This is a genomic window from Micromonospora sp. RTP1Z1, assembly GCF_033804685.1.
GTDB lineage: Bacteria > Actinomycetota > Actinomycetes > Mycobacteriales > Micromonosporaceae > Micromonospora.
The window spans coordinates 1-23,667 of sequence record NZ_JAPFQV010000029.1; the positions used below are offsets into that span (position 1 = coordinate 1).

Consider the following 23,667-nt stretch of genomic DNA (forward strand, 5'->3'; position numbering starts at 1 on the left):
TTCGAAGACACCACGCTCGCCATCGCCGGACTGGTCTCCGACCGCTGCGCCGAACGGTAAGCAAACCACCAAACCGAACCCGGCATACAAGCACTACCGGGTCCTAATCGTGCACGACCTCGTTACTACTGGCGCACTTATCCCACCTTCGTCGCCGAATGCCGAGCACGACTCCAGGCGATCCTCGCTGACGCCGCTGCACGTTGCGCGGCACCGTCGCCGACGGGCACTTTTGACGCACTGTCATCGGCATGACCGCGCGGATCGCGGCATGAGCATGCATTCGATCAACCTTCGAACCGAGTATGAGGCCCGTTTGATCACCAATGGGCGAGGATCCGCGTGACGGGGCGGCCGAGAAGGACGGCCACGTCAGCGAGTTCCTGATCGTCGAGGTCGTACTTCGCGCGAGTCGCATTCATGGCGCTCACCTGTCGGCCGAGCGGGTCCACGACACCCGGCGGCTCTGGGTGCAGGACGCCGACGTTGTCGGCATCGGTCACCTCGGCTCGTGGGTCATCGCCGTTTGATCCAGTCGCCCAGGATCGGCTGGCGGTTCGCTGGTGGCCGACCGGCGGCCTCCGTAGGAGGCGACCAACGCGTCCGCCACGATCGCAGCGTCTGCCTCCGCCACGTCCGCCGGGTACTCCGGCAAGAGGTCGTCCCAGACGACCAGCCACGACCCGTACAGCTGGGCCTGTCCCTCGGGCCGGGCGAAGAACCAGATGTGCAGGTGTGCAGCACCGTCCCCGATGCGGTAGACGTGGGCCCGCGAGACGTGCGGCAGTGCCTGCATGTGGCGGACGATGCGTGTGTTTAACAGTCCCAGCTCGGCGGCCAGCTCATCGGGCAGGTCCGCCATGTCGTAGTGATCGCGCGGATATAGCATGAGCACCAGCGGCACGCCGACTCCCGTGATCTGGGCCAGCCGCCAGTGGTCGTCGAACCAGATTCCTTCGTCCCGGTTGCGACAGTCGTTGCAGTCCGATGGGTCCTCGCCGTGCCGCGCCGGCTCGGGCAGAACCGGCGGGCGCAGCGGCGCGACGCGCAGCCCGTCCGGCTCGAACGGACTGATCTCCCACCCCGTCATACGTGCCAGCGGGAGCCGGCGCGCGCTATCCGCAGCGGCGACTGCGTGGTCATAGAACTCATCCGGTTGCAAGGCCATGATCCGCAGACTAGTACGACAGAGACTCTTCATATCCAAGGCTCAGTGTGCCGGCCGGGCGCCGTCCGGAGCAGGCCCGGCGCCCCACGCTCGGTGGCCCGGGTGAGCCCGAACATCCGCTCTTCGGCAGGACCGGACGCCGCGACGCCCGACCAGCGGCAGATGAGTGCACGCCATCGACACGTGACCAGGCGACTGGCCTCTCTATCCTAAGGGCGTGGTTGACGGTTTCCAGGGCTACGACCAGTACTCTCCTGATCTCGCTGCCGTTCTGCTGGAGGATTCGTGGGTGCTTGGGATCGAGCACGCCACGGCGGATCTGGTGTTCGAACTAGAGGCACTGCTGACGCCGGACCACGGCGAGTACCAGGCGCCGCCTCCGAACGAGTGGGCATGCTTTCGCCGGGCGCGTCTTACCGTGAGCAGCGATCATCCGATCACGCTTATCCGGCCTGAGGCTCTCCCGACTGTCGACCCAGACGGCACTGCCGACTACGGGAACATCGATCTCTTCCACGTCGTCAGCCAGGACCCCGACGGCACGCTGACATGGGAGATAGTCGGCGACTGGGGCCACGCCGTGGTTGCTGATCCCGCAGCCAGCCTTGTGGTGTGCAGGTGACCGGCACTCTCAGGACTTGCGTTCGCTCATCGGCGTGACCGCGCGTCGAGCACCACCGTACGTCCGTCACACGCTGTGACGCCCGGTCGGCGGCATGAGAGGATGCGTCGCTGAAAGCGACCGCACGAGCCTTGAGCACTTACAGAAGTCCGCCGTAACAGTTGGCTTGAGTTTGTAGACGACGGCCACGTGAGCCAGGCCAGGCCGCGTCGTGGAGATGCTTGGTGATGCGCTACTGTTCAAACGTGGACGATACGCTCCTGTGGAACGGCGCCAACACAGGCAACTCGATCCACGCAGATCAGGGCCCAGACTTCCCCACTGTTCTGCGGGGCTGGCGTCTCCGTCGGGAGTGGGAAGCTCACCTGCGGGTGTTCTGCGGGGAATGGCGATCTCTATCGCCCGACGACCCCGATAACCCTTATCCGGCCACCATGAACGGTTGTGCCAACCAACGCTTCCTGATCAGGTGGCGCAGCATCGGTGGCGTGCCGGTCCGTTTTGGCTGCGGGACGGTCGCGGGCGACGTCGGAACGATGGTCGAGAAGGAGCTGCCAGCGCCGGCGGTACGCGGTTGGGCCGAACTTCACGGCTGCGGATGGCCGCTATGGCAGTTCGTCGAGCAGGAGAACGGTAGCAACCTCGGCGAGATTGGCGTGGCCGTGCAGCATTGGATAGGTTCGGCCTGATCCGAGGGCGCAGCTGGGGGCTCCTCTGCGGTAGCGTGCGCCCATGCCGCTCGCCAAGCCAGTCATTGGCGCCTCAGATGCGTGGATTACTCCCGGCCTGGTCGCGTCCATCTGCGCGCTCTTCTTCACGATCGGTTCGTTCTGGTGGATCCAGGTTCGACGTGGCCGACTACGCAGCTATCCGCCGCAGGTCTACGCAGCTGCCTTTGGGCCAAACAAGATAATGATAGTGCTGCCGCTGGTGATTCATAATCCGGCACCGGCGCCGCTCGCGGTGGTTGGGCTTCGATTGCGGGTCGACTTACCCGAGGCCAGACGCCGGGATGTTGCCGAGCCGACGGCGGATTCTGTCGCTCTACCGAAGATTATGCCGTGGATTGCTTGTCGGTCCCACGTCTACTCCGACTCACGGACATACAACGCGCCGTTCGCAGTGGATGGACGAGGGATGGTGGAGAAGTTCGTGGAGTTTCAGTGGGATGGTCCACTCACGACGCTCGCGGACGGTCCCTACGTCGTCACCGTCGAGGTTCGGTCGGCTCCGCGTCGGTGGTGGCAGAAAGACAGGTGGCGCCGTCTGCTTCAATTCGACCTAAACACGCAGCTCTCCACCGAATCCCGAGCGTCGTTCCTAACTCGGACAAATGACCTAGAGTTCACCGGTCCGGCAACCCGTGTATGGGAAGGCCAGTAACGGCAGCGGCTAACATCATCATCAACCGCCCCGATAGGAGACTCGTGAGTATCCAGCAGGATCGGCGAGAGTTGGAGCGCAAGCAGAAGGTGCAGTCGGACAGCGCGCGCAGGGCCGCGGACCTGCGCACCAAGGAGGCGCGCAAGCGCGTCGACGCAGCCAAAGCCGATCAGGCCGCCCGCCGCACTCGCAGCCCTTCGCAAGCTCAAAGCAAGAGACGCGAAGCCGCCCGGGCCTTGGAGGCAGCCAACAAGTACGGCCGAGACGCATCCGCACTGGAGGCCAAAGCCGCTGGTTACGGCTCCGATGCGGCGAAGCTACAAACCAAGATCGCGAATGCGGAAACAGCTGAACGTCAACGAGCCGCCCGTCAGCAGACCATCGCCCAGCGGGCAGCACAGGCACAGCAACGCCAGCTCGCGCAGCAGGTTGCATCATCGCAGGAAAGAATCGCCATGTCAGAGAAGGCGTTGCATGCACTCAGCGCGCCGAGAGCCGAAAAACTCCGTATCCTCATGTTGGGCGCGTCCTCCGAGGGGGACCTCCGCGTGACGCGCGAACACACCAGAATCCGCCGAGCGGTCGAAGCTGCGCTGCACCGTGACCAGGTCGAGATTGACGTGCGGCTTTCGGCTACTACACAGGACTTGCAGGACGGCATCGCCAAATTCCGCCCTCACGTCGTCCACTTCTCTGGGCACGGCGATGAGCAGCTGATCTCCTTCGAGGAAGATGTGGATTACTTCCACACCGGCGTCGTGGTGACTGCGAGCGCCTTCGCCTCGGCGTGCCAAGCCACCGACTCTCCGCCGACCCTGATCGTGTTCAACGCCTGCAAGTCCTCCGGCACGGCCGACGCGCTCGTCGACCGCTTCGCACCCCTGGCGATCGGTATGACAGACAGCATCGACGACGGCGACGCCCTTAACTACGCCGCTGCCCTTTATTCTTCGGTTGCTAACGGCCAGTCAGTCAACTCCGCCCATCTTGCGGGCAAGGCCGCCATCGAACTGTCAGGCGGGGAGCACGAATTGCCCTACCTCGCGACGGCTCAGGGCATCGATCCGACAGCAGTCGTCCTGGTAAAACAGCCGCCGACTGGGTAATCCGCTAACAAGATCGAGTGCCCTCTCATCGACACGTCCGGAAGGCCACCGGGCCAGCTCGGCGTGACGCTGCGTAGCGCGGATCGCGGCCAATCAGGATGGGGTCCTGGCCGATTATCCGCTGCATTCAAGGACGAAGCCGGCGTAGCTTCTGGCCGTACCCGCCCGAGGCCGCGGCCGCATCACTGCCCAGGCCACCACGGCGCCAGGTTTACCGGCTGGTTCGGGCCTACCCGTAGGCCTTCACCACTACTACGGCTGATGCCATCGCGGCACGCCGCCTGACGGCCTGGTCAGCGAGCATGCAGTCGGCGCGCAGATCACGGTATGACGGGATGGGGCGTTTACCTAATAAACTCCAGCGCGATCTTGCGGCCCAGTCGGATTGCCATGTCACCACTCGTGCAACCAACTCTAAAATCAGCACCACGGAAAAGGACGCCGAAATTACTTTCAAGCACCTTTCTCTGCTTCAAGAACTCTTCGTAGTGAGCAGTCTGTCTTGCAGTGAATGAGTAGCCGTTGTGTGCGATTGCATTGCGAAGCTCTATTAACGCGAGCAGCTCCTGCCGGCACGAATCATCCAGCTGCACTGAGAAGCCTACGGATAGCCACTTAAGCCGGCTGAACCATGACTTATTCATGTCCGATTTCTGGGCAGAGATCAACGCGGCTTCGAATTTACCGGCACTAACCAAATGGTTCTTAACGAGCTCTTCAAGCATCTCTGAGCAGTAGGTCTCCAGAGTAGTGCAAACGGTGATCACAACCCACTCGGGAGAAACGGTCCCACGGCTTAGCGCATCACGGATCGTCGACAATCGCCCCAGCGCCCTCTCCTGCCGTTCAGTCAGGATTGCGGGCCAGCTAGACATACGCTTTCGCCCAAGCTGCTGCCATCTCACTCAATGGCTGCTTAGCGATGATGGCGGACGCTAGCTGCTTCAGCTTCCGTCCCTCCTCACCGTCGGCCCGCGTAGCCGCAAGCGTTGCCGCAGCAGAAACGGCTGGGATTGTCAGATAGCTTGCATGTAGGTGCAGGTCCTGAATGTCACCCAATCGAAGGGAGTGGAATCTAGCAAGAAACCATGCGGACTGCGAGCGCACTACTTCCTTGTCGTCCTTCAAGCCCTTCATAGCTGCCGCTTTAGCGTCTACGCTTTCCGACATTCTACCCGTTCGCAATAAGGCACTGGCGCCTTCCAGCAGCCATAGCATATTCCAAGAGGTTGGACGACTCTGCTCCAGAATTTTGCTAAACGCCTCTACTGCCAGAGCATCATTCTCGTCAGAGGTGGAGACCAGCCGAGCGAGTATGCCTACGACATACTCGAGATGGGGCGGGTAGGCGAAAACGAGGTCTGCCAACAAGTCGGCGGTAACGTCTTCGGCTGAACTGAGACGGCGTATCTCTCGAGTCGGAGGAGGCCCAGGAATGTTCATGACAACGGTGCGCGAGCGTCCACGCCAAGACTCGTGCCATTCTAGGAGCGCTTCGATTGGAGATGTCTCCTCCTCTCCTTCCTCTACCTCCGCGTCCGTCTCCGGCGAGCTACTCGATCGAGCTTTAGCCCTCACTCCAGCCCGCACGATGCGGGTCTTCTCGGCGGAGAGTATCAATCCCACATTGCGAACTTCCCTATCGAGCAACTCGAGCGCTCCAGCAGTTTCCTCCCAGGAAGGCACGACTACCTTGTAGTCGTCGGCCGTGCGCATCCATCGCAGCCCGGATCTCTCAAGAGACCGGTCGATCCTGCTCAAGTACAGATCGGCAAGCCGATCGCTGGGCTCGAGCATCTGGGGAATGCCCCGTTCCAGAGTGGTCAGATGTTGCAGGAGGTCGAGAAGGTGCCTGACGAGTTCGAAATCATCCGACCGCATGAATAGCTCGTCTGAAAGAATCGCTGGCGCTATGTACTCGTAACACGATGCAATATCAGAAAGGATTACATATCCTGGTTTTGATTCATCCGTGCCAAGGTTTCGAAACTCCCAGCGGTTCGCCTCGGACCGCGAGGGGGGATCTAGAACCGGCAGCGCGGCCTCGACAAGTGCCGCATATGCTATACGAGTTGTAGTATCTGCATACACGACAGGTCTGTAACCATCCAGACCGCGCGGCATCGGAATGATTTCGTGACTCGGAACGTGGCCTCGCCGAAGGGCTGCCTCAACATGCTTGACCACTCCTTCCGTCTGCCCTTGGAGACATTCGTCAGCAAGCAGCGGAGGGAAGTGCTCAAGAAGGTAAGAAGATGGTTTTTCGGCCGTGCTCGATAAAGAAATTCGTTCGAGAATATCAGAACCCCACTGCAGCACGGTGCCCCCCGTCTCGCGCGAGCCCATCTAGCGGTAGACAAATCACAAAATCAGACTACAACCCGATGATGCAGGAAGCGAGGGGCGGCGAACGGATTTAGCGGATGCTCGGAGCACGAGATCATGTGAGGTCGTCTCAAAGAAGCGCGAAGTTGGACTTTTGCCACTGCGCCACCCAGCGGTTTCCTAATATCGTCTCGATCACGATAAAGCTGTCACCCTTGTCTTGCCCCTGCCGACAAGCCACTCTCATCGGCAGATCAGGATGCCGAGCGGTAGCGGCCGCCGTCACGCTCCGCCACGCGCGGATCGCGGCAAATGAGGATGTCGCGCCAACGTTTGGCAGCTAACCTGCGGCCTGCCGATCGGACCGGGCAGCCGGGCTCAACGAGGCCGGCATGCTGTACGCGTGACTCCCGCCTGCCGCAGGCCTTGCGGCTGGCGGCGGGTGGTGGCCGTCAGGTTGCGGGCTGGGCCGTGGTCAGCGGTACAGGCGCCCGCACCCCGAATGCGCGAACTCCGGCGATGGCGAAGGCGATTCCGATGATGACTTCGTAGGCGGGCCCGTCGACGGGCAGCGGAACCAGTGTGACCGCACCGGCGACGACCAGTGCGATACCGCAGACCTTCGGCAGCACTCGGGCGCGCAGGCTCGCGACGCCCAGCAGGACGAAGGACGTGTTGGCCAGCCACGCGGTCATGCCGGCCGCCGCCAGGCGGCCGGGTGAATCGGCGTTGAGGACCTGTGGCGCGCTCTCGGCGAAGGTCGGTGCGACGAAGAGGTCGGCGAATATCCATCCACCCTGGAGGGCCATGTTGCCCAGGCATGCGATGACGGCAACGAGTCCGAGCCGGCCCGCTCGGTCGGCCTGGCGAAGGTATATCCCGACCAGCCCCCACGTCATGAGGATGGCCCCGGCGAAGCGGAGTGCTGAGGACAGGGCGAACGCGCCGGTGACGGCCTCGTCGGAGAACTGCTCGTAGTGCGGCGGCAGGAGCCGGAGGAAGGACCCGAGCGCGAGCAGCAGTCCTCCCAGGATTGCGGCGACGGTCCCCGCACGCGTGAATCGGTCCATCATCGTGCTCCCTCGGGTTCGGTCCCGGCGACCCGCTCAGGCCACCGGTGCCGACGGTACGGACCCGGGGACGTCCCTGTCGTCACCATGCGGTCAGAGGCGGCCCGGCCGCGCGGGTGAGGCCGGATCTGCCTCACGGCGGACGCGCCCGCGGCGGAGTCGGGACTACTGTTCGCTCATGCAGGCCCGGCGGCTCGGCTCCGTTGTGCGGCGCGTGGCGAGGTCGCCCTTGCTCGACATCGTGCTCGCGCTCTCGCTGGCCGCCTACGTCGGACTCGACGCGTTTCGCACCTCGGACTGGCCAGAGCCTCACTCGGCGTCGGCCGGGCTAGCGGTGACGTCCGCCTGTTTCCTGACGGTACGGCGGATCAGTCCGCTCGTCTCCTTCGCCGGTGCCCTCGGTGCGCTCGCGGTCATCTACGTGGCATTCGGCCACTACGAGGCGGGCGCGAGCGTGCTCATCGGCCTTGTGGCCGCGTACTCAGTGGGTGCCTACGGCCGCAACCTCCCATTCGCGGTGGCCGTGCTCGCGGGGTTCGCCGCGACGACGGGGCTCGGGCAGCCCGCCGCGGAGGCGGTGCCCGACCTGCTGTGGACCTGCGTCGCGCTGTCCCTGCCGCTCGCCGTGGGCCTGACCGCACGGCGTCTACGCGGGCAGGCACGGGCCGCCGAGCACCGCGCCGACGTGCTGAAGCAGGACCAGCAGGCGCTGGCCGAGGCCGCCGCCAGCGAGGAGCGGCGCCGCATCGCGCGCGAGCTGCACGACGTCATCAGCCACAGCCTCGGTGTTGTCGTGCTCCACGCCGGCGCGGCTGAGCAGGTCCTCGACCGCGATCCCGACAAGGCTCGCGAGGCTCTCCGGCTGATCCGCGCCGCCGGGCAGGAAGCGATCACGGAGATGGGCACCCTCGTCGGACTGATCCGCGACGAGCCGGGGCCAGGACGTGACCCGCAGCCGACCCTGGGCGATATCGAGCGGCTCGTCGCCACGACCAGGTCAGCAGGCCTCGCCGTGCATGTGCAGACCGAGGGGAAGGAGCGTGACCTGCCCGCGAGCGTCGAACTCAACGCGTACCGTGTGGTCCAAGAAGGGCTCACCAACGCGCTCAAGCACGCCGGCCGCGCCGATGTGCGCGTGGTCCTGCGCTACCGCGCCGACGGCATCGAGGTGGAGGTCTCCGACGACGGCGCGGGCACTGGGCAGGGCCCCGGCGGCCGCCGGGGCCTGATCGGGCTACGCGAGCGGGTCGCCGTGTTCGGCGGCCGGTTCGAGGCCGGGAGCGATCATCGTGGCGGCTGGAAGGTCCGCGCCTCCTTCCCCACCGGGTCATGATTCGCCTCCTCCTCGCTGACGACCAGGCCGTCGTACGCGCAGGCCTGCGCACCATCTTGGAGTCCCGAGCGGATCTGGAAGTCGTCGGCGAGGCAGCCGACGGCGCCGAGGCGGTGACGCTCGCGAAGACGCTGGAACCCGACGTCGTAATGATGGACATCCGCATGCCCGTGCTCGACGGCATCGAGGCGACTCGCCGGCTCGCCGGAGCAACAGTCCGTAGCCGGGTGCTCATACTCACTACGTACGGCATCGATGAGTACGTGTACGAGGCACTGCGCGCCGGCGCGGCGGGATTCCTCCTCAAGACCGATCCACCGGAGCGCATCGTCGACGCCGTACGCGTCGTCGCCGCCGGGGACGCGCTCCTGGGGCCGGAGACGACCCGCCGCCTCATCGAACGTTTCCTCGCCGGCCCACCGCCCCATGACTCTCGGCCGGCGGAGCTGGACGCCCTCACCGATCGCGAGCTCGACGTGTTGCGCCAGGTAGCACGCGGTCTGTCGAACCACGAGATCGCCGCTGGCCTGTTCATCGGCGAGGGCACGGTCAAGACGCATGTCGCGCACATCCTCGCCAAGCTCGGCCTGCGCGACCGGGTGCAGGTCGTCGTCTACGCCTACGAGCACGCCCTCGTCCACCGGCGCGGTCGGCCACCCGCCCGGCCAGTAGGACCGGAGCATCCTCAATTCGGCACGACCGGACGCTGATCGGGCGCGCGGTCAGCGGCAGATCCGGATACTGAGACGGCCACGCCTTACCGAGCGGAAGGCCAGTCGTGCAGTTCCGGCGTCCCGCGCGACACCGCTGCTCTGGCTGCTGTTCAGGCGGTTTCGACGATCCGGTTCTCCCAGGCCCAGACGGCGATCTCGGTGCGGTTGCGGAGGCCGAGCTTCGTCTGGATGGTCGACACGTGACTCTTGACCGTACTCAGGGAGATGAACAGCTCGGCCCCGATCTCCAGGTTGGTACGGCCGCGCGCGATCTCCCGTACCACCTCGATTTCGCGTTCCGACAACGGCGGCAGCGACTTGCCGGCTTCTGGTGCCGGTGCGGTCAGGTGGCGCAGCAGCCGTACGGTGACCGACGGAGAGACGAGCGCGTCGCCGTTGTGGGCCGCGCGTACCGCCTCGACGAGCAGGGCCGGGCCGGCGTCTTTGAGGATGAAGCCGACCGCGCCGCCGCGCAGGGCACCGTACACGTACTCGTCGAGGTCGAACGTGGTGACCACGATGACCCGCATCGGGTTGGGTACGCCGGGCCCGGCCAGTGCCCGGGTCACCTCGATGCCGTCGAGCCGGGGCATCCGGATGTCCACCAGGCAGACGTCGGGACGCAGCCGGCGGGCCTGCGCGATTGCGTCGACACCGTCCGACGCCTCAGCGATGATGCTGATGTCCGGCTGGTCTTCGAGGATGAGCCGCAGGCCACCACGGATCATCGCTTGGTCGTCGGCGAGCAGTACGCGGATCGTCATAGCGGCCGTCCATCATGGATAGGCAGGGTGGCCAGAACCGACCAGCCGGTATCGGGGCGGGGACCGGCGTGTAGGGCACCGCCGAGGGTTTCGACGCGTTCGCGCATGCCGATGAGGCCGTACCCGCCTCGGTGAGAGGCGCGGGCCGGGCCCGGTGGCGCGTCGTCGACCACCTCGATCGTGACACCGGAAGGGTTCTGGTCGACGGTGACGGTGACGCCGTGGGCGTGCGGCGCGTGGCGGGCCACGTTCGTCAGCGCCTCCCGGACGATCCGGTACACGGTGCTGGTCACCTCCGGCGGCCACGCCGCGCTCTCGTCGGGTATCCGCAGGCGCACCGGCGGGCCCTGCCGGTTGAAGCGCTCGACGAGTACGCCGAGCTGTTCCGGCCCGGCCGAGGCGGGCGGTGCGTCATCGGTGTCGCGCAGCAGCCCGACCACGCGGCGCATCGCGCGCAGCGCCTCGGCGCCGGCGGCCTCGATCCCGATCAGCGACTCGGCCACCTGCTCCGGGTTCTTCCGCGCGAGGAGCTGGGCGGCCTGGGCCTGGATCAGCATGCCGGTGATGTGGTGGGCCACCACGTCGTGCAGTTCCCGGGCCAGCTCCAGCCGCTCGTCCCGGCGTACTTTCTCGGCGGTGGCCGCCGCCCGGTCGTCCAGCAGCCGCAGGGCCAGCCCGACCGCGACCGCGCCGAGCCAGGCCGCGGCGTTCATTGCCACGACCGCCGAGGCGCCCGAGGAGTGCGGCCGGGCGGCGAGATAGGCGCCGCCGACCACCGCGAGCCCTCCGGCGGCAAGCACGCCAGCCGGTACGGGAGGCAGCGCGCGCACCGTCGACCCGACGAGTACGGCGAGCGCCAGCGCCATGGCCGGTCCCGGCTCGGTCGGGAGGTGGAACACCCGGGCCGCCGCGATGGCCAGTCCAGCGATCCCGAGACCGGCGACAGCCGCCCACGCCCGCTGCCGCCGCCGTACCAGCGCCAGCACACAGACCACGACGGCGGCCGCACCGCCCGCGAGCCAGTACCGGGCACCCCACGTCTGGGCGATCCCGACGGCCTCAACGCCGATCGCGGCGAGGAAGACCACGGCGAGTACCGCCGTGGCCGCGACCCCAAACAGCCGGTCCCAGATACTCACCCTGGTCAAGTTACGAGGCCCGCCCGGCCGCGCGCAGACTGACCCCAAACGCCACGGCGACCAGCCAGGTGACCGTGTTCATGACGGTCACCACGGTGAAGCCCGCCGCATCCGGAAGCGCGGTCAGCCAGGTACCCACCACCACCGCGAGCCCGCCCGCCGCAACGGCCGCGGCGCGCGGTCCCGGCAGCGTGCGGATCCCCGAGCCGACGAGTACGGTCAGCGCCAGTGCGGTGACCGGTCCCGGCTCCTGCGGCAGGTCCGCGACCCAAGCCACCACGACGGCCACCGCCGCAACCGCGATCCCGCCCGCCACCGGCCAAGTACGTTGCGGCCCGCGCAGCAGCGCGAGCACCCACGCCGCCACCCCGACCACGCAGTCGAACAGCCAATAGAGCCCGCCCCAACTGTCCGCGATCAGATACGCCGTGAGGCCGAGCCCGATGACGAAGATCAGCCCCAGCACGACGTTCATCGCCGTTCGGTGTGTCGTGTCCATGCCGAGGACGCTAGGAGATCACCGGCCCGCGCGAACCAGCCGAAAGTTGGGGCGTCTGCGTGCCGGCCCCTGCTTTTGACCGATGCCCGGCCCCGCCCGCCGTTCGCAGGATAAGTCCATGGAAACCCCACTTCTCCTGCGCGCCAAGCGACTCACCAAACGGTATGGCCGCCGCGCAGCATTGACTGAGTGTGACCTCGCGATTCCGCGCGGGCATGTCGTAGGGTTGGTCGGCCCGAACGGTGCCGGCAAGTCGACACTCCTGCAACTGGCCTGCGGCCTGATCGAGCCGACCTCGGGCACGTTGTCCGTCCTCGGGTCCAGACCGGCAGCCAACGCGGCGCACCTGGCCCGGGTCGGCTTCGTCGCCCAGGACACCCCGGTGTACGCCTCGTTCAGCATCGCCGACCACCTGAAGATGGGCGCGTGGCTGAACCCGTCCTGGGACCGGGCGCTGGCCAAGCGGCGGATCGCGGCGGTCGGGCTGGATCCAGCGCAAAAGGCGGGCCGGCTGTCCGGTGGCCAGCGCGCACAACTCGCGTTGACCATCGCCGCCGCGAAGCGACCCGAGCTGCTCATCTTCGACGAGCCCGCCGCCGCGCTGGATCCCCTGGCGCGCAAAGGCTTCATGCGCGCTCTTGTGGAGTTCGTGAGCGAACTCGGCGCTAGTGCCGTGCTCTCCTCGCACCTGTTGAGCGACGTCGAACAGGTCTGCGACTACCTCGTCGTACTCTGCAACTCGCGCATCCAGGTCGCCGGCCCGGTACGGGACCTGCTCGCCTCGCACCACAGGATCGCCGGCGATCCGGCCAAGATGCCCGCCGGGGTCGAGGTCATCTGGACCGAGCACGGTCGCGCCCTAGTCCGGGACAATGCAGCGGTTCGGGACGGTGCGGCGGCCCGGGACGCCGAGCCGGCCACGCTGGAGGAGCTGGTCCTCGCCTACATGTCGCGGGCCGCCGGAACGGTTGCCGCGCCCCACGCGAGTGCGACGGTGTCGCGATGATCCGGATGATCCTGCGGCAGTTCCGCATCCAGGCGCTCGTCGCAGCGATCCTGGTGATCCTGGCCGCCATCTACCTGGTCCACCTCGGCCGGGACGTCAGTGCCGCGCGCGACACATCCCAGCTTCCGAGCCAGTACGGGCAGACAATGCTGTTCCTCGCCGCCGGTTTCGGCCTGGTACCCGCGCTTATCGGTGCGTTCTGGGGCGCGCCGCTCATCGCCCGGGAACTGGAGACCGGTACCCATCGACTGGCGTGGAACCAAAGTGTACCCCGCCGCCGCTGGCTCGCGGTCAAGCTGACGGTGCTCGGCCTTGCCAGCATGGCCGTCGCCGGCACGCTCAGCGCGCTGTTGACGTGGGCTGCGGCCCCGGTCGACCAGGTGGCCGGCGACCGGTTCAGCACGATCCTGTTCGGCGCGCGCGGCATCGCGCCCATCGGGTACGCCGCCTTCGGCTTCACGTCCGGCGCCGTCACGGGGCTGCTGGTACGCCGTACCCTGCCGGCGATGGCGCTGGTGTTCCTGGCCGTGATCGCGGCGCAGTTCGTCGTACCGAACCTGCTGCGACCGCACTACATGCCGCCCGAGCGGGTCACCGTACCGATGAGTGCCGACACCATCAACCAAGCCCGGATGCTGGGCAGCATCACCGGCGGGCCCGTCGTCGGAGGGCTGGAGATACCAGACGCCTGGGTCGCGTACACCAGCAAACTCTTGACGTCTGACGGCCGGCAACTCTCCGACGCCGCCTTCAACGAGTGTTTCAACAACGCCCCGAAGACCGGCGCCACCGGCAAGTTCGGTGAAATCGCGGTGTGTCTCGGCAAGCTCGACCTCCACGTCGACATGGCCTACCAGCCCAACCGGCGCTTCTGGCTGTTCCAATGGATCGAACTGGCGCTGTATCTCGGCTTCAGCGCGCTGCTCGCGGCGGTCGGCCTGTGGCGCATCCAACACCGAGTCAGCTAGCCCGCGACGCGCTCACTACTTTCGGCACGACAGCGCACTGCGCCGGGCGGGGCCAACGGGCGGACAGCGGCATGAGCGCGTGTCTGAGCCGTTGGTGATGGGACGCGCGGTGGGATCGCGGTCGCGGCATAATCGGTACGTGGACCCGGTCCGGGAGTACGTCGAGGAAGTCGCAAGCCACGATGTACGCGCCACCCTGGCCTGGCTCGACGATGCCGGCTTTCGCTTGGCTGCAAGTCAAGGCGGTAGGCGCGAATCGTTTGGCGACGCGCTGTTGGTCTTCAGCGGCGACGCAAAAGTGAGGATCGTGCGCGATCGTGGGCAGTGGGACGTTGCAGTGTCGCCCGCTGCCGGAGGCGCGTGGTTCAGCCTCGCGATCCTGACCGCCGCCCGCGAGGGTCGCGATTGGGAGACGCCCGCGGTCGACTTCTCGGCCGGCCCGCCTCGCCAACTGCCCTGCGGGATCAGTTGGCGGCACTCTCTGCCGACCGCGCTGGAGTGGCTGAAACAGCCAGGATCGACAGAGGCGCTCAAGCAGACGGATGCCCGGGCACGGGATCGACTCCGCCGACAGTTCGGCCAGCTCTAACTAGGCCGGCTCACGCGCGCTTTGCGGCAGAAGAGGATGTTGTCGGCGGTGCGGTCGGGGGTGGTTGCCACCGGGCAGGTGGGGCCGTTGGTACCGGTGACCCCGAACGCGGCGTCCGATCACCGCCGGACGGCTGGCCTTTTGTCGACCAGGCTTGCCGTCATGAACAACGCACTTGACGGCAAGGTAGCTCTGGTTACCGGTGGTGGTCGTGGCATTGGCGCTGCAGTGGCGTTGCGCCTGGCCAAGGAGGGCGCCGATGTGGCGCTGACGTTCCAGCAGAATCAGCAACGCGCCGACGACGTGGTGGACCAGATCAAGGCCGCGGGACGGCGGGCGATCGCCGTGCAGGCGGACAGTTCCGACCCGGCGGCGGTGGTCGCCGCGGTTGACCGGGTCGCCGGTGAGCTGGGTCGGTTGGACATCCTGGTCAACAACGCCGGCGCGTTCCTGCTCGGACCGCTGGAGCAATTGAGCCTGGAAGAGTTCGAACAGACCGTCGCGGTCAACGTCCGGGCGCCGTTCGTCGCCTCGCAGGCCGCAGTGCGCCACATGTCGGCCGGTGGGCGGATCATCAACATCGGCAGCAACGTGGCCGAGCGGGCAGTCTTCCCGGGCTTCTCGCTGTACGCGATGAGCAAGACCGCCCTGATCGGCCTGACCAAGGCGCTCGGACGCGAACTCGGCGGCAGGGCGATCACCGTGAATCTGGTAAATCCAGGGGCCACGGACACCGAACTGAACCCAGCCGACGGCCCTAATGCCGACACGATCAACGGGTTCACCGCCCTCGGCCACTACGCGGAGCCAGCCGACGTGGCCGCCGCGGTGGCGTTCCTCGCCAGCCCGGACGGGCGTTACATCACAGGGGCGACGGTCAACGTCGACGGCGGCTTCACCATCTGATCATCGGCTCACCGCCGTCCTGTCCACCCCTTGCGCACAGCTACGGCCCGTCCCTACCCGTCTTACCGGGGACGGGCCGTACCTCTCTTGCCAGTCGCTTGAGTCGCGAGCCAGACATCCTCAATTCGGCACGACCGGATGCCAGTGCCGCCGACCTCCGCTACGTCATGTGACGAGCGGATCGCGGCAGATCCGCACACCTGATCTTGGACGGCTCGCTGGCGCGTGTCGGCCGCAGCGCACCTGGCAGCGGAAGCTACGCGCCGCCGAGCGGGCGTACGCCGACGTCCAGCACCATGCCACCCGCAGGTTGAGCGTGGACCGGCGCAACTACCGTGCGCTGTACCGGCACATGGGTGCGGATCTGCGGTACTGGCTCGCGGAGTTGCCCGGCGGGAGCCGATGCGGCGGGATGGTCACGTTGGGGAGCCGGTCGACGCCGCGTTGCCCGCATTTCGGGCGATGATCGCGGGCCGCTTCCTCGGCGATGTCGAGGTCACCGAAGCGCCTGGTCAGGGCGGCGACCACCCGGGCACACTCCTCGTGGTGGGCCCGGGTGACCGCCTCGCGGACGCGAAGATCCTGACCGGTGGTGGCGGGCGTCGAACGGCTCGGGCGCGAGGGCAACCTCGTCGGTGGCGTAGCCGCCGAAGCGCTGGATGCGGGCGGTCAGGCCGAGCGGCGGTGCGCAACCTCGGGGGCCGACAGGCTCGACTCCGACGTGCTGCCGAAGAGGCGTCCCGGAAAGTTCTTCAAAGAAGTCCGGGAGGGGGTGTCGGATCGGGGCGGTGGTGTTCGTAGCAGGGGTGAGGCCGCCGACAAGGGGGCGGCGCCGAGGTAAAGGAACCGCGATCATGAAGCTGACGACCATGACCCAGATCTCCATTGATGGAGTCATGCAGAACAACGGCGCCCCCACGGACGACCACCCGAATGGGTTCGAGCGCGGCGGATGGGCCCTGGGGAAGGGCGACGACGGGACCAGGACGTTCATCACGCAGACCTACCAGCGGGCCGAGGCGTTCCTGTTCGGCCGGCGCACCTACGAGTTGTTCGCCGGCTCCTGGGGATCGATCGACCAGATGCGCGCACATCCCATCGGCGTGGCCTTGAACGAGGCCCCCAAGTACGTTGCCTCGACCACGCTCACCGCGTCGCGTTGGGAGGATACGACCGTTCTCCGCGGTGACCTCGTGGCGGCCATCGGTGAGCTGAAGGCCAAGCCCGGGGGTGAGCTGCAGGTGCACGGCAGTGGCGCCCTGGTCCGGTGGCTGCTGGCCAACGATCTGGTCGATGAGATGACTCTGATCGTGATCCCGGTGATCGTCGGCCTGGGCGCGAGACTGTTCCCGGAGACCGGTCCGGATCTTGCGCTCGACCTGGTCGAGTCGCGGGTCGACTCGAAGGGCGTGACGATCCAGGTCTACCGGCCGGCCGGGCGCCCGCGGTATGCAACGGCCTGAAGTCCCTGACCGCCGAACCACGCTGTCTTGACACCAGAGGAGATGATCTTCAGATGCAGTACCTGGTTTCCGTGATCGATGACAAGAGCAATCCCGGCAGCACGGACAGGCGGCCTGCCATCAGCGCGTTCAACGAACGACTGATCGCCGAGGGCTACTGGGTTTTCGCGGGCGGACTCGCGGACACCGACGCGGCCACCGTCATCGACAACCGGGGCGAGCAGGCGGTGTTCAGCGACGGGCCTTTCGTGGAGTCGAAGGAGTACCTCGCCGGCGTCTGGGTGTGGGAGGTCCCCGATCTGGATGTGGCGCTCAAGCTCGCCGCCGAGGCGTCGAAGGTCTGCGATCGGAAGATCGAGGTGCGGCCGTTCCAGTGAGCGACGTCGAGGAGGCGGTCACCCGGGCCCACCACGACGAGTGGGCCCGGGTGGTCGCCTCGCTGACCCGGCGTTTCGGTGACCTCGACATCGCCGAGGAGGCAGCGGCCGAGGCGTTCGCGACCGCCGTGGAGCGGTGGCCGGCCGACGGCGTGCCTCCCAACCCCGGCGCCTGGCTGACCACCACCGCCGTTCGCAAGGCCATCGACCGGATCCGGCGCGAGAACAAGCGCGACGACAAGCACAAGGAGGCTCAGATGGTGTACGACAACACCCCACCCGAGCCTGTCGGCGCCATCGACGACGACCGGCTGCGGCTGATCTTCACTTGCTGTCACCCGGCGCTGGCGATGGAAGCCCGCGTGGCGCTGACGCTGCGCATGGTCGGCGGGCTGACCGTGCCCGAGATCGCCCGCGCCTTCCTGGTGCGGGAGACCACCTTGGAGCAGCGGATCACCCGCGCGAAGGCCAAGATCAAGGCGGCTCGGATCCCCTATCGGATGCCGGCCGCCGAGGATCTCCCGGCACGCGTCTCCGGCGTGCTCGCCGTGCTGTATCTCGTCTTCAACGAGGGCTACCTGGCGACCGGCCCCGACACCGATCCCGTACGTCACGACCTGACCGCCGAGGCGATCCGGCTCACCCGCCTGATCCGCGCTCTGCTGCCGGAGGACGGTGAGGTGGCCGGGCTGCTGGCGCTGATGCTGCTCACCGAGGCCCGCCGCACCGCTCGGGTTTCGGCCAGCGGCGAACTGGTCACCCTCGACGAGCAGGACCGTGGGGCCTGGGACAAGGCGCTGATCGCCGAGGGTCACCGGCTCGTGCGCGAGCGCCTCGCCGCTGCCGGGGTGGCTCCGGGCCGCTACCAGATCCTCGCCGCGATCAACGCCGTGCACACCTCCGCCCGCGACATCCGCGACACCGACTGGTCGCAGGTCGTCGCCCTCTACGACCAACTCGTCCACCTCGACTCCTCGCCGATCGTCGCCCTCAACCGGGCCATCGCGGTCGCCGAGCTCGACGGACCGGAGGTGGCGCTGGCGGCCGTCGACCGTCTTGAGGACAAGCTGGCCGGCTATCACGCCTACCACGCGACCCGCGCCGACCTGCTGCGCCGGCTGGGCCAAAGTCAGCAGTCGCGCGCGGCCTACGACAAAGCCATCAACCTGGCGGGCAACAGCGCCCAGATCGCCAACCTGACCCGCCGCCGCGACCAACTGCGGTAGCGCCCACGAATCCCGATCGAAACCCCGCGCGCAGCGGCGGCCGCCGACCCCGCGACGCGCAGACGATGCCCCGGTAATGGCAATCAGATCGGCCTAATACCCGCATGAGGTCGTTCAACTTCTGACGGTCGGCACCGCACTGTCATCGGCATAGAGGATGCGTTGCGTGTCGACAATGCAGCCTTACCTGGCTGAGGATCTTGGCACGTACGTCGGCGGGTCCCATCGGTAAAGGGCAACGGCACGGGCCCTACGAAGTCCCTGCACGGACGACCCGGTCGCTCAAGACCAGGTCGGTAAAGTGGGCGGTGAGGCCTACGGTGTAGCCGATCGGTTCGCCGTCTTCGGAGTCGTCGGCGGCTGGCATGACGAGGGTGACCGCCCAGCCGACCTCGTCGATGATCTCGTCCCGGCGGCGTATGAACTCTTCGATGCCCACGATGGGCCAGCTCCTTCTCGGTGTGCGGTCCGGCTTCCGTGGCGTCCCTTTCGGCGGCGCGGCGGGGCCGGAGGCTGTCGCGGGCCTTTGTCACGTCCCGGGGGTGTCGTTTGGCCCTGGCTGCGGGTCGGCAGGCTGTGGCGGATCGACCTCGACGAAGCCGAAGAGCCGTTCAATGAGCTGCAGCGCTTGGGTTTGGTAGCGGTCGGCGAAGCCGCGGCAGATCGCCGGCTTGGCGTCGGGGTGCTTGTAGTGGGGGAGCGTGGAGTGGCAGACAATGAACGATTCCCTGCGGCGGGCTTCGGCGGCGAAGTCCCGGAGCCGGCCGGGAGTGAGGTGCATCTTGTTGCCGGGGGCAAAGACGCAGGTGTCGCATTGGCGCGACAGCAGCCGTGACTTGCCGAGGACGGGGTCGCCGACGCTGAGGTCTCCGCTGGCGGTGTCCGTTGTCTCGTTGTCGGGCACAGGTTCCATCGTGTCTCTTCCTGCTGGTGGGAAGGGGACGCCGCCAGCTGCGGCGCCCCCTGTGCCGGGATCGGCGAAGGTGGTGGCCGTGCCTGGCGGCGGTGTGGATCAGGATTGGAGGGTGCCGGCGTCGCCCGCTGCTGTGGCCGGGTAGGCCGGAACCAGCCGGCGAACCGTGCCGCCGCGGCGACGGCCGGGGAGATGACCCGCGCCCGGCCACGGACGAGCAGCGGGGGCTGGGTCGCCGCCCGGCGGGCGCGCTGGGCGTCGCGCGCCGGCGGGCACGGGTACGCCTGCCGGTGGCAGCGCAGGTTGGCGCAGCGGCCGGGCTGCTCGGGGTCGGGAGGGTGCTGGGCGGCGACGTCGGTGGCGAGGAGCCACAGCAGGACGTCGGTGACATGGGGCGGTACGGCGCGGCGGTGCGGCTGCGACATCAGTGGCTGCCTTTCCGGTGCGGGTGCGACTCGGGTGGCCGCCACCCTGGCCAGCGGTGTGGGGGACCGCTGTCGGGTACGCCGGGGTGGCGGCCGCGATGAGTGACGCTCGGCTTTCCGGATAGATCAAGTCGTCGCCGTGACATCGGGCAGCTGCCCGCGTCCCGCGCCGCCGGTCAGGTGTCTCTCCGGATGAGGAAGCAGTCGGGTGTGGAGGGGTCGTCGTGTCGGTAGTCCTGTAGCCGTTCGTCGTAGTGGGCGGGCTGGCCGCAGTGGTGGCACCGCATCGGTGCCGCAACGTCGAGGTCCTCGCCGTCGCGGCCGGTGTACGTGGCGTGGTCGTGGGCGGGGAAGGCACAGGTGTCGCAAGTGCAGAACGGCCGGTCGGGTGTGCGCAGCCGGGCGGTGACCTCGTTCTGCACGTCGACGGTGACCTCGATTGTGGTGGGGGTGGCGTCGTGGGGGACGCCGGCGGCGATCAGGTAGTCATTGGCGTCTACGTATCGGTGCAGGTCGGCGAAGGAGCGCACACCCGCCGGCACGACGCTCTCGGCGATGTCGTCGTCGATTTCGGCCAGGATCAGATCGGCGTATCGGGCCACCGCGGCCGGTGGCAGCGGGTGCGTCTGCCCGGTGGCGGCATCCTCCCGGCGGGTGCCGCTGTCGGGGATGGGCAGCGGTGTCCAGGGCCACTGGTAGGCGCCGATGGCGTAGCAGCCGTTGGCGTCCGGATTGATGCGGTCGCACTCGATGCGGCGGGTGAAGGCGAACTCGTCGTGTTCCCACTCGACGACAACGGTGTCGGCGTCGAAGCGCAGCATCGGGTGCTCGCCGGGCATGTCACCGAGCCGCAGCCCGTCGAGGTGGGTGGCCATGAGTTGCGCCGCGTAGCGGGGGAACCGGGCAAGCACCGCGCCGTCGTCGATGCTGGTGTGGCCGTCGGCGACCAGCGCGCGGAACGCCCGGCCGCCGACGACGTCGCAGGTGACGGCCATCGGCGTCCACGTGGCCCCGGGCGGCAGAACATCACCTCGGCTGGCGGCCGCCTCGTAGCGAACCCGGCCGCCGCGGGAGGGGTCGACGGTGATGCTGATCCAGTGCAACCGGCGAAGTCTTGCCTTGTGGAGCAGCCGCCATAGGCTGCGCCGGCCGATCCGGCAGCGGGGCAGCGGGAGCACCACCCGGAATTCCGGCGCGGGCGGCGCCGTGGCGGGCCGCACCCAGGTCTCCGCCCGCGCCCTCGGAGCAGTGGGGTGGCCGGCGGGACCGGGTGAACCGGTCAGCGAGAGGCCATCGGGGCCGCTGGTCAAGAGGAGGGCGGGGCGGCGTCGCCGCCGGGCACCGCGGCGGGCTGCGGCCATGGTGGTTTCGGCGAGGGGCAGCACGTCCTGCGTGCGCCACCACATGCGATACGGCATCACTATCTCCAGGGAGAAAGCAGCGGCGGCGTCCCGGTCAGGACCGGGACGCCGCGCGAAGGGAAGGACGAGAGCGCGCACGGCCGAGACCCTGATAGCGCCGCAGCTCGTGCAAGGCCCAGTCGAGTGCCGGCGCGTACGCGGGAGGAGGCCGAGTGTCAGCCGTGGGCGGTGCCATCGCCGTCCTGGCGGAGTGGCTCGTCGGCGTCGAGGTCACCGCCGAGGGCTTCGTAGCCTTCCTGCCCGTCCCACTCGATGTGGGCGGGTAGATCGGCGAGCGCGGCTTCGATGGTGTTTTCCGCGTTGGTGAAGGCGTCCTCGCGGGTGGTGGCGGTGATGTCGATGAGCAGGGGCAGGGTGAGGCGGACCTGCCAGCGGCGGGGCAGCAGCGGCAGGTCGAGGACCTCCAGGAGGCTGTTCGCGGCGTCGGTGCTGACCTGCTCGGTGCAGATGGCGTCGGCGAGCGCTTCCCGCAGTTGCCGGTGGAACCGGTCGATCGCGTCCGGGTGCCGGGCGGTGTCGGGCTGGGTGTGGGTCTGGCGCAGGTGGGACAGGACCTGGGCGGTGGTGTGGGTGAGCCAGCCCAGTGGTGCCTGCTGGCCGGGGTGGAAGGTCTCCCAGCTGGTGCGCAGGATGGTTTCGAGTGCCGGCTCGCGGGGTGGGCTGTCCGCGTTGGTCATCTGCGGTGTGCTCCTGTTCTGGTTTCAGTCAACGGATGTGGAGGCGCCCCGCGGCCGGGATGAGGCGCGGGGCGCGGGAATTGCCGGCGGTGCCGGTAGAGGGCCGGCTCGCCGGTGCGTGTCGGTGGGCTCTATGCAGCTGTGGTCACGGCGTGGCCGGGTATGCGCTGTCGGGGTGATCAAGGGGAGGGGTGCTGTCGCCGGGACGGGTGATCAGACCGGTGCCCAGGTCGGTGAGGGCGTCGCACTCCCGCCGTAGGCGGGCGGTGGCCTTGTCTCGCTGGGCGAGGGCGCGGGTGAGGGCGTCGGCGACGCGGTCGAGGTGCTCTCGCATGGACAGGACCGTGTTGATGTCGCCGTCGGAGTGAACGTCGCAGAGCAGGTCCGCCGCGTTGGTCAGCGTGGCGATCTGCGCGTCGGCGGCAGCGATGGTGCAGCCGGCCGAGAACAGCGCGCACACGGCGTCGGGATGCTGCGCACAGGTCTGGTCCAACTCGTCCGCGTCGAGGGCATAACCCTCCCTGCGGATGAGGTGTCGCAGGACATCGAGATAGGCAGACACAGGTTTCCTTCCGGGATGGTGGCGTGACCGGTGATGGCGAGCGGGTTCAGGGCGCGGTGGGGAAGTCCTGGGCGGGCCAGCCGTCGAGCACGGACGGCGGGAGCCCTTCGCGTAGCACCCGGTCGATGAGCTGGGCGAGGGAGTAGGTGGGGTTCGCCTGCAGGGCCCGGTCGACGGCGACGGAGGCCAACGCTCCGGCGCCGCTGCGCCAGGCGGCGAAGGCGAGCAGGCTGGCGGGTGCGGCGGCGAGGTCGGGTTGGGCGCGGCGGGTGATGTCGCTCCACAGCGCGACATGCCAGGGCTGCGAGTCGGTGGCCCGCCACGCGGTGTCGCGGGTCGCGGTGATCGGTAGGAGCACCGTGAGCCAGGCCAGCTCGTCGTCGGTGAGCACCTGGTCGTCGGCGTAGCGGGCGAACGTTGCCCGCACGATGTCTTCGCCCGCGCGGATCAGCGCGTTCCGGCCACCCTCGGCCGTCAGGGCGCGGCGGCGTGCCCGGGCCTTGTAGGTGGCGCGGGTGACGGCGGTGCGGGCGGGACCGTCGATGAGGGCGATGCTGGCAACGAGCGCCCGCCGGTCGGGCAGGGTGCTGCAACCGGCGACGATGGCGTGCAGGGTGAGGTCGCTGCGGTCGGGGTCGAAGGGCACCCCGTCGATGGGGCAGCAGGTGGGTTCCTGGCAGAGGTAGGAGTAGTAGCGGCGGTCGGTGACCCGCAGCGCGTCGAACACGTCGAAGCCGGCATCACGCAGCCGGGGTGTGACGGTGTCGACGACGGGGGTGATCCGGGTGGCGGGGCCGTAGCCGATGACGATCGTGGTGGTCACGCCGGCGTGGAGGAGCATGCGCAGCTGTTGAGGCATCAGCTCGTCGGCCCAGTCGACCGCATTGGCGGGGTCGGGTAGGTCGGTGCGGCTGGCGACGGCGACGCGGGTGCCGGCGAGACCGACGAGGACGAGGCTGTCGGCGGGGTCTATTGACCGGACTAGGGAGCGACACGCCGTGTTCAGCACTGC

Annotated in this window: 27 protein-coding genes; 13 read left to right on the top strand and 14 right to left on the bottom strand. The window is 67.8% G+C overall.

Annotation, left to right across the window (positions count from 1 at the left end):
- Positions 1-320: 320 nt before the first annotated feature.
- Together SLP03_RS16180 and SLP03_RS16185 are read right to left on the bottom strand one after the other, a co-directional pair.
- Positions 321-503, bottom strand: coding sequence for a hypothetical protein (locus SLP03_RS16180; RefSeq protein WP_319461423.1), 183 nt, complete (start codon positions 501-503; stop codon positions 321-323).
- A complete protein-coding gene (locus SLP03_RS16185; protein WP_319461424.1) occupies positions 500-1,168 on the bottom strand; it encodes a hypothetical protein in 669 nt (222 codons plus the stop codon). The genes SLP03_RS16180 and SLP03_RS16185 overlap by 4 nt, the downstream gene beginning before the upstream one ends.
- Before the next feature lie 217 nt (positions 1,169-1,385).
- Between SLP03_RS16185 and SLP03_RS16190 the strand changes: the two genes are divergently transcribed.
- The 4 genes from SLP03_RS16190 to SLP03_RS16205 all read left to right on the top strand — a co-directional run bounded on the left by SLP03_RS16190 (position 1,386) and on the right by SLP03_RS16205 (position 4,279).
- A complete protein-coding gene (locus tag SLP03_RS16190) occupies positions 1,386-1,790 on the top strand; it encodes a hypothetical protein (protein ID WP_319461425.1) in 405 nt (134 codons plus the stop codon).
- A gap of 245 nt (positions 1,791-2,035) precedes the next feature.
- Positions 2,036-2,479, top strand: coding sequence for a hypothetical protein (locus tag SLP03_RS16195; protein ID WP_319461426.1), 444 nt, complete (start codon positions 2,036-2,038; stop codon positions 2,477-2,479).
- A gap of 43 nt (positions 2,480-2,522) precedes the next feature.
- Positions 2,523-3,173, top strand: coding sequence for a hypothetical protein (locus tag SLP03_RS16200; protein WP_319461427.1), 651 nt, complete (start codon positions 2,523-2,525; stop codon positions 3,171-3,173).
- Between the two features lie 44 nt (positions 3,174-3,217).
- Positions 3,218-4,279 carry a hypothetical protein gene (locus SLP03_RS16205; RefSeq protein WP_319461428.1) on the top strand — a complete coding sequence of 354 codons (1,062 nt, stop codon included), beginning with the start codon at positions 3,218-3,220 and terminating at the stop codon, positions 4,277-4,279.
- Positions 4,280-4,623: 344 nt separating this feature from the next.
- On the opposite strand, the gene SLP03_RS16210 is transcribed toward SLP03_RS16205, so the two are convergent.
- The 3 genes from SLP03_RS16210 to SLP03_RS16220 form a co-directional block, all read right to left on the bottom strand.
- Positions 4,624-5,004: a hypothetical protein gene (locus SLP03_RS16210; RefSeq protein WP_319461429.1), complete on the bottom strand. Its 381-nt coding sequence runs from the start codon at positions 5,002-5,004 to the stop codon at positions 4,624-4,626.
- 142 nt (positions 5,005-5,146) lie between these two features.
- Positions 5,147-6,625: an RNA-directed DNA polymerase gene (locus SLP03_RS16215; RefSeq protein WP_319461430.1), complete on the bottom strand. Its 1,479-nt coding sequence runs from the start codon at positions 6,623-6,625 to the stop codon at positions 5,147-5,149.
- A gap of 431 nt (positions 6,626-7,056) precedes the next feature.
- Positions 7,057-7,677 carry a hypothetical protein gene (locus SLP03_RS16220; protein ID WP_319461431.1) on the bottom strand — a complete coding sequence of 207 codons (621 nt, stop codon included), beginning with the start codon at positions 7,675-7,677 and terminating at the stop codon, positions 7,057-7,059.
- Between the two features lie 226 nt (positions 7,678-7,903).
- Here SLP03_RS16220 and SLP03_RS16225 point away from each other — a divergent pair, with 226 nt between their 5' ends.
- Complete coding sequence (locus SLP03_RS16225; RefSeq protein ID WP_319461432.1) at positions 7,904-9,007, top strand: sensor histidine kinase; 1,104 nt, start codon at positions 7,904-7,906, stop codon at positions 9,005-9,007.
- Positions 9,004-9,717, top strand: a complete 714-nt coding sequence (locus SLP03_RS16230) for a response regulator transcription factor (RefSeq protein ID WP_319461433.1) — start codon at positions 9,004-9,006, stop codon at positions 9,715-9,717. The genes SLP03_RS16225 and SLP03_RS16230 overlap by 4 nt, the downstream gene beginning before the upstream one ends.
- 113 nt (positions 9,718-9,830) lie before the next feature.
- Here SLP03_RS16230 and SLP03_RS16235 read toward each other — a convergent pair whose 3' ends face one another.
- The 3 genes from SLP03_RS16235 to SLP03_RS16245 are packed head-to-tail and all read right to left on the bottom strand — an operon-like array spanning position 9,831 to position 12,122.
- Positions 9,831-10,484 carry a response regulator transcription factor gene (locus SLP03_RS16235; RefSeq protein ID WP_319461434.1) on the bottom strand — a complete coding sequence of 218 codons (654 nt, stop codon included), beginning with the start codon at positions 10,482-10,484 and terminating at the stop codon, positions 9,831-9,833.
- Entirely contained in the window at positions 10,481-11,623 is a 1,143-nt protein-coding gene (locus tag SLP03_RS16240) for a sensor histidine kinase (protein WP_319461435.1), read from the bottom strand. The genes SLP03_RS16235 and SLP03_RS16240 overlap by 4 nt, the downstream gene beginning before the upstream one ends.
- A gap of 10 nt (positions 11,624-11,633) precedes the next feature.
- Entirely contained in the window at positions 11,634-12,122 is a 489-nt protein-coding gene (locus SLP03_RS16245; protein ID WP_319461436.1) for a hypothetical protein, read from the bottom strand.
- Positions 12,123-12,240: 118 nt separating this feature from the next.
- Here SLP03_RS16245 and SLP03_RS16250 point away from each other — a divergent pair, with 118 nt between their 5' ends.
- From SLP03_RS16250 to SLP03_RS16280, 7 genes are all read left to right on the top strand, one after another.
- On the top strand, positions 12,241-13,128 hold the full coding sequence (locus tag SLP03_RS16250; RefSeq protein ID WP_413644533.1) for an ABC transporter ATP-binding protein: 888 nt from the start codon (positions 12,241-12,243) through the stop codon (positions 13,126-13,128).
- Positions 13,125-14,096, top strand: coding sequence for an ABC transporter permease subunit (locus SLP03_RS16255; RefSeq protein ID WP_319461438.1), 972 nt, complete (start codon positions 13,125-13,127; stop codon positions 14,094-14,096). Before SLP03_RS16250 ends, SLP03_RS16255 begins: the two co-directional genes overlap by 4 nt.
- A gap of 139 nt (positions 14,097-14,235) precedes the next feature.
- A complete protein-coding gene (locus SLP03_RS16260; RefSeq protein ID WP_319461439.1) occupies positions 14,236-14,685 on the top strand; it encodes a hypothetical protein in 450 nt (149 codons plus the stop codon).
- 162 nt (positions 14,686-14,847) lie between these two features.
- Positions 14,848-15,591: an SDR family NAD(P)-dependent oxidoreductase gene (locus SLP03_RS16265; protein ID WP_109945170.1), complete on the top strand. Its 744-nt coding sequence runs from the start codon at positions 14,848-14,850 to the stop codon at positions 15,589-15,591.
- An 854-nt stretch (positions 15,592-16,445) separates the two neighbouring features.
- Entirely contained in the window at positions 16,446-17,054 is a 609-nt protein-coding gene (locus SLP03_RS16270; RefSeq protein WP_319461440.1) for a dihydrofolate reductase family protein, read from the top strand.
- Positions 17,055-17,107: 53 nt separating this feature from the next.
- On the top strand, positions 17,108-17,431 hold the full coding sequence (locus SLP03_RS16275; RefSeq protein ID WP_319461441.1) for a YciI family protein: 324 nt from the start codon (positions 17,108-17,110) through the stop codon (positions 17,429-17,431).
- Positions 17,428-18,657 carry an RNA polymerase sigma factor gene (locus SLP03_RS16280; RefSeq protein ID WP_319461442.1) on the top strand — a complete coding sequence of 410 codons (1,230 nt, stop codon included), beginning with the start codon at positions 17,428-17,430 and terminating at the stop codon, positions 18,655-18,657. The genes SLP03_RS16275 and SLP03_RS16280 overlap by 4 nt, the downstream gene beginning before the upstream one ends.
- 250 nt (positions 18,658-18,907) lie before the next feature.
- Here SLP03_RS16280 and SLP03_RS16285 read toward each other — a convergent pair whose 3' ends face one another.
- The 6 genes from SLP03_RS16285 to SLP03_RS16310 form a co-directional block, all read right to left on the bottom strand.
- Positions 18,908-19,096, bottom strand: coding sequence for a hypothetical protein (locus SLP03_RS16285; RefSeq protein ID WP_319461443.1), 189 nt, complete (start codon positions 19,094-19,096; stop codon positions 18,908-18,910).
- A 90-nt stretch (positions 19,097-19,186) separates the two neighbouring features.
- Positions 19,187-19,570, bottom strand: a complete 384-nt coding sequence (locus SLP03_RS16290) for a hypothetical protein (RefSeq protein WP_413644532.1) — start codon at positions 19,568-19,570, stop codon at positions 19,187-19,189.
- A 601-nt stretch (positions 19,571-20,171) separates the two neighbouring features.
- Positions 20,172-21,215, bottom strand: a complete 1,044-nt coding sequence (locus SLP03_RS16295) for a hypothetical protein (RefSeq protein WP_319461445.1) — start codon at positions 21,213-21,215, stop codon at positions 20,172-20,174.
- A gap of 356 nt (positions 21,216-21,571) precedes the next feature.
- Positions 21,572-22,093, bottom strand: a complete 522-nt coding sequence (locus tag SLP03_RS16300; RefSeq protein ID WP_319461446.1) for a hypothetical protein — start codon at positions 22,091-22,093, stop codon at positions 21,572-21,574.
- Positions 22,094-22,238: 145 nt separating this feature from the next.
- Positions 22,239-22,655, bottom strand: a complete 417-nt coding sequence (locus SLP03_RS16305) for a hypothetical protein (protein WP_319461447.1) — start codon at positions 22,653-22,655, stop codon at positions 22,239-22,241.
- Between the two features lie 46 nt (positions 22,656-22,701).
- Entirely contained in the window at positions 22,702-23,664 is a 963-nt protein-coding gene (locus SLP03_RS16310) for a DUF4192 domain-containing protein (protein ID WP_319461448.1), read from the bottom strand.
- Positions 23,665-23,667: the final 3 nt, after the last annotated feature.

Coding starts and splice junctions, on each gene's coding strand:
- SLP03_RS16185 (WP_319461424.1), bottom strand. CDS start 1,168: ATGGCCTTGCAACCGGATGAGTTCTATGACCACGCAGTCGCCGCTGCG.
- SLP03_RS16200 (WP_319461427.1), top strand. CDS start 2,523: ATGCCGCTCGCCAAGCCAGTCATTGGCGCCTCAGATGCGTGGATTACT.
- SLP03_RS16210 (WP_319461429.1), bottom strand. CDS start 5,004: ATGCTTGAAGAGCTCGTTAAGAACCATTTGGTTAGTGCCGGTAAATTC.
- SLP03_RS16215 (WP_319461430.1), bottom strand. CDS start 6,625: ATGGGCTCGCGCGAGACGGGGGGCACCGTGCTGCAGTGGGGTTCTGAT.
- SLP03_RS16220 (WP_319461431.1), bottom strand. CDS start 7,677: ATGATGGACCGATTCACGCGTGCGGGGACCGTCGCCGCAATCCTGGGA.
- SLP03_RS16230 (WP_319461433.1), top strand. CDS start 9,004: ATGATTCGCCTCCTCCTCGCTGACGACCAGGCCGTCGTACGCGCAGGC.
- SLP03_RS16235 (WP_319461434.1), bottom strand. CDS start 10,484: ATGACGATCCGCGTACTGCTCGCCGACGACCAAGCGATGATCCGTGGT.
- SLP03_RS16245 (WP_319461436.1), bottom strand. CDS start 12,122: ATGGACACGACACACCGAACGGCGATGAACGTCGTGCTGGGGCTGATC.
- SLP03_RS16250 (WP_413644533.1), top strand. CDS start 12,241: ATGGAAACCCCACTTCTCCTGCGCGCCAAGCGACTCACCAAACGGTAT.
- SLP03_RS16255 (WP_319461438.1), top strand. CDS start 13,125: ATGATCCGGATGATCCTGCGGCAGTTCCGCATCCAGGCGCTCGTCGCA.
- SLP03_RS16265 (WP_109945170.1), top strand. CDS start 14,848: ATGAACAACGCACTTGACGGCAAGGTAGCTCTGGTTACCGGTGGTGGT.
- SLP03_RS16270 (WP_319461440.1), top strand. CDS start 16,446: ATGAAGCTGACGACCATGACCCAGATCTCCATTGATGGAGTCATGCAG.
- SLP03_RS16275 (WP_319461441.1), top strand. CDS start 17,108: ATGCAGTACCTGGTTTCCGTGATCGATGACAAGAGCAATCCCGGCAGC.
- SLP03_RS16290 (WP_413644532.1), bottom strand. CDS start 19,570: ATGGAACCTGTGCCCGACAACGAGACAACGGACACCGCCAGCGGAGAC.
- SLP03_RS16300 (WP_319461446.1), bottom strand. CDS start 22,093: ATGACCAACGCGGACAGCCCACCCCGCGAGCCGGCACTCGAAACCATC.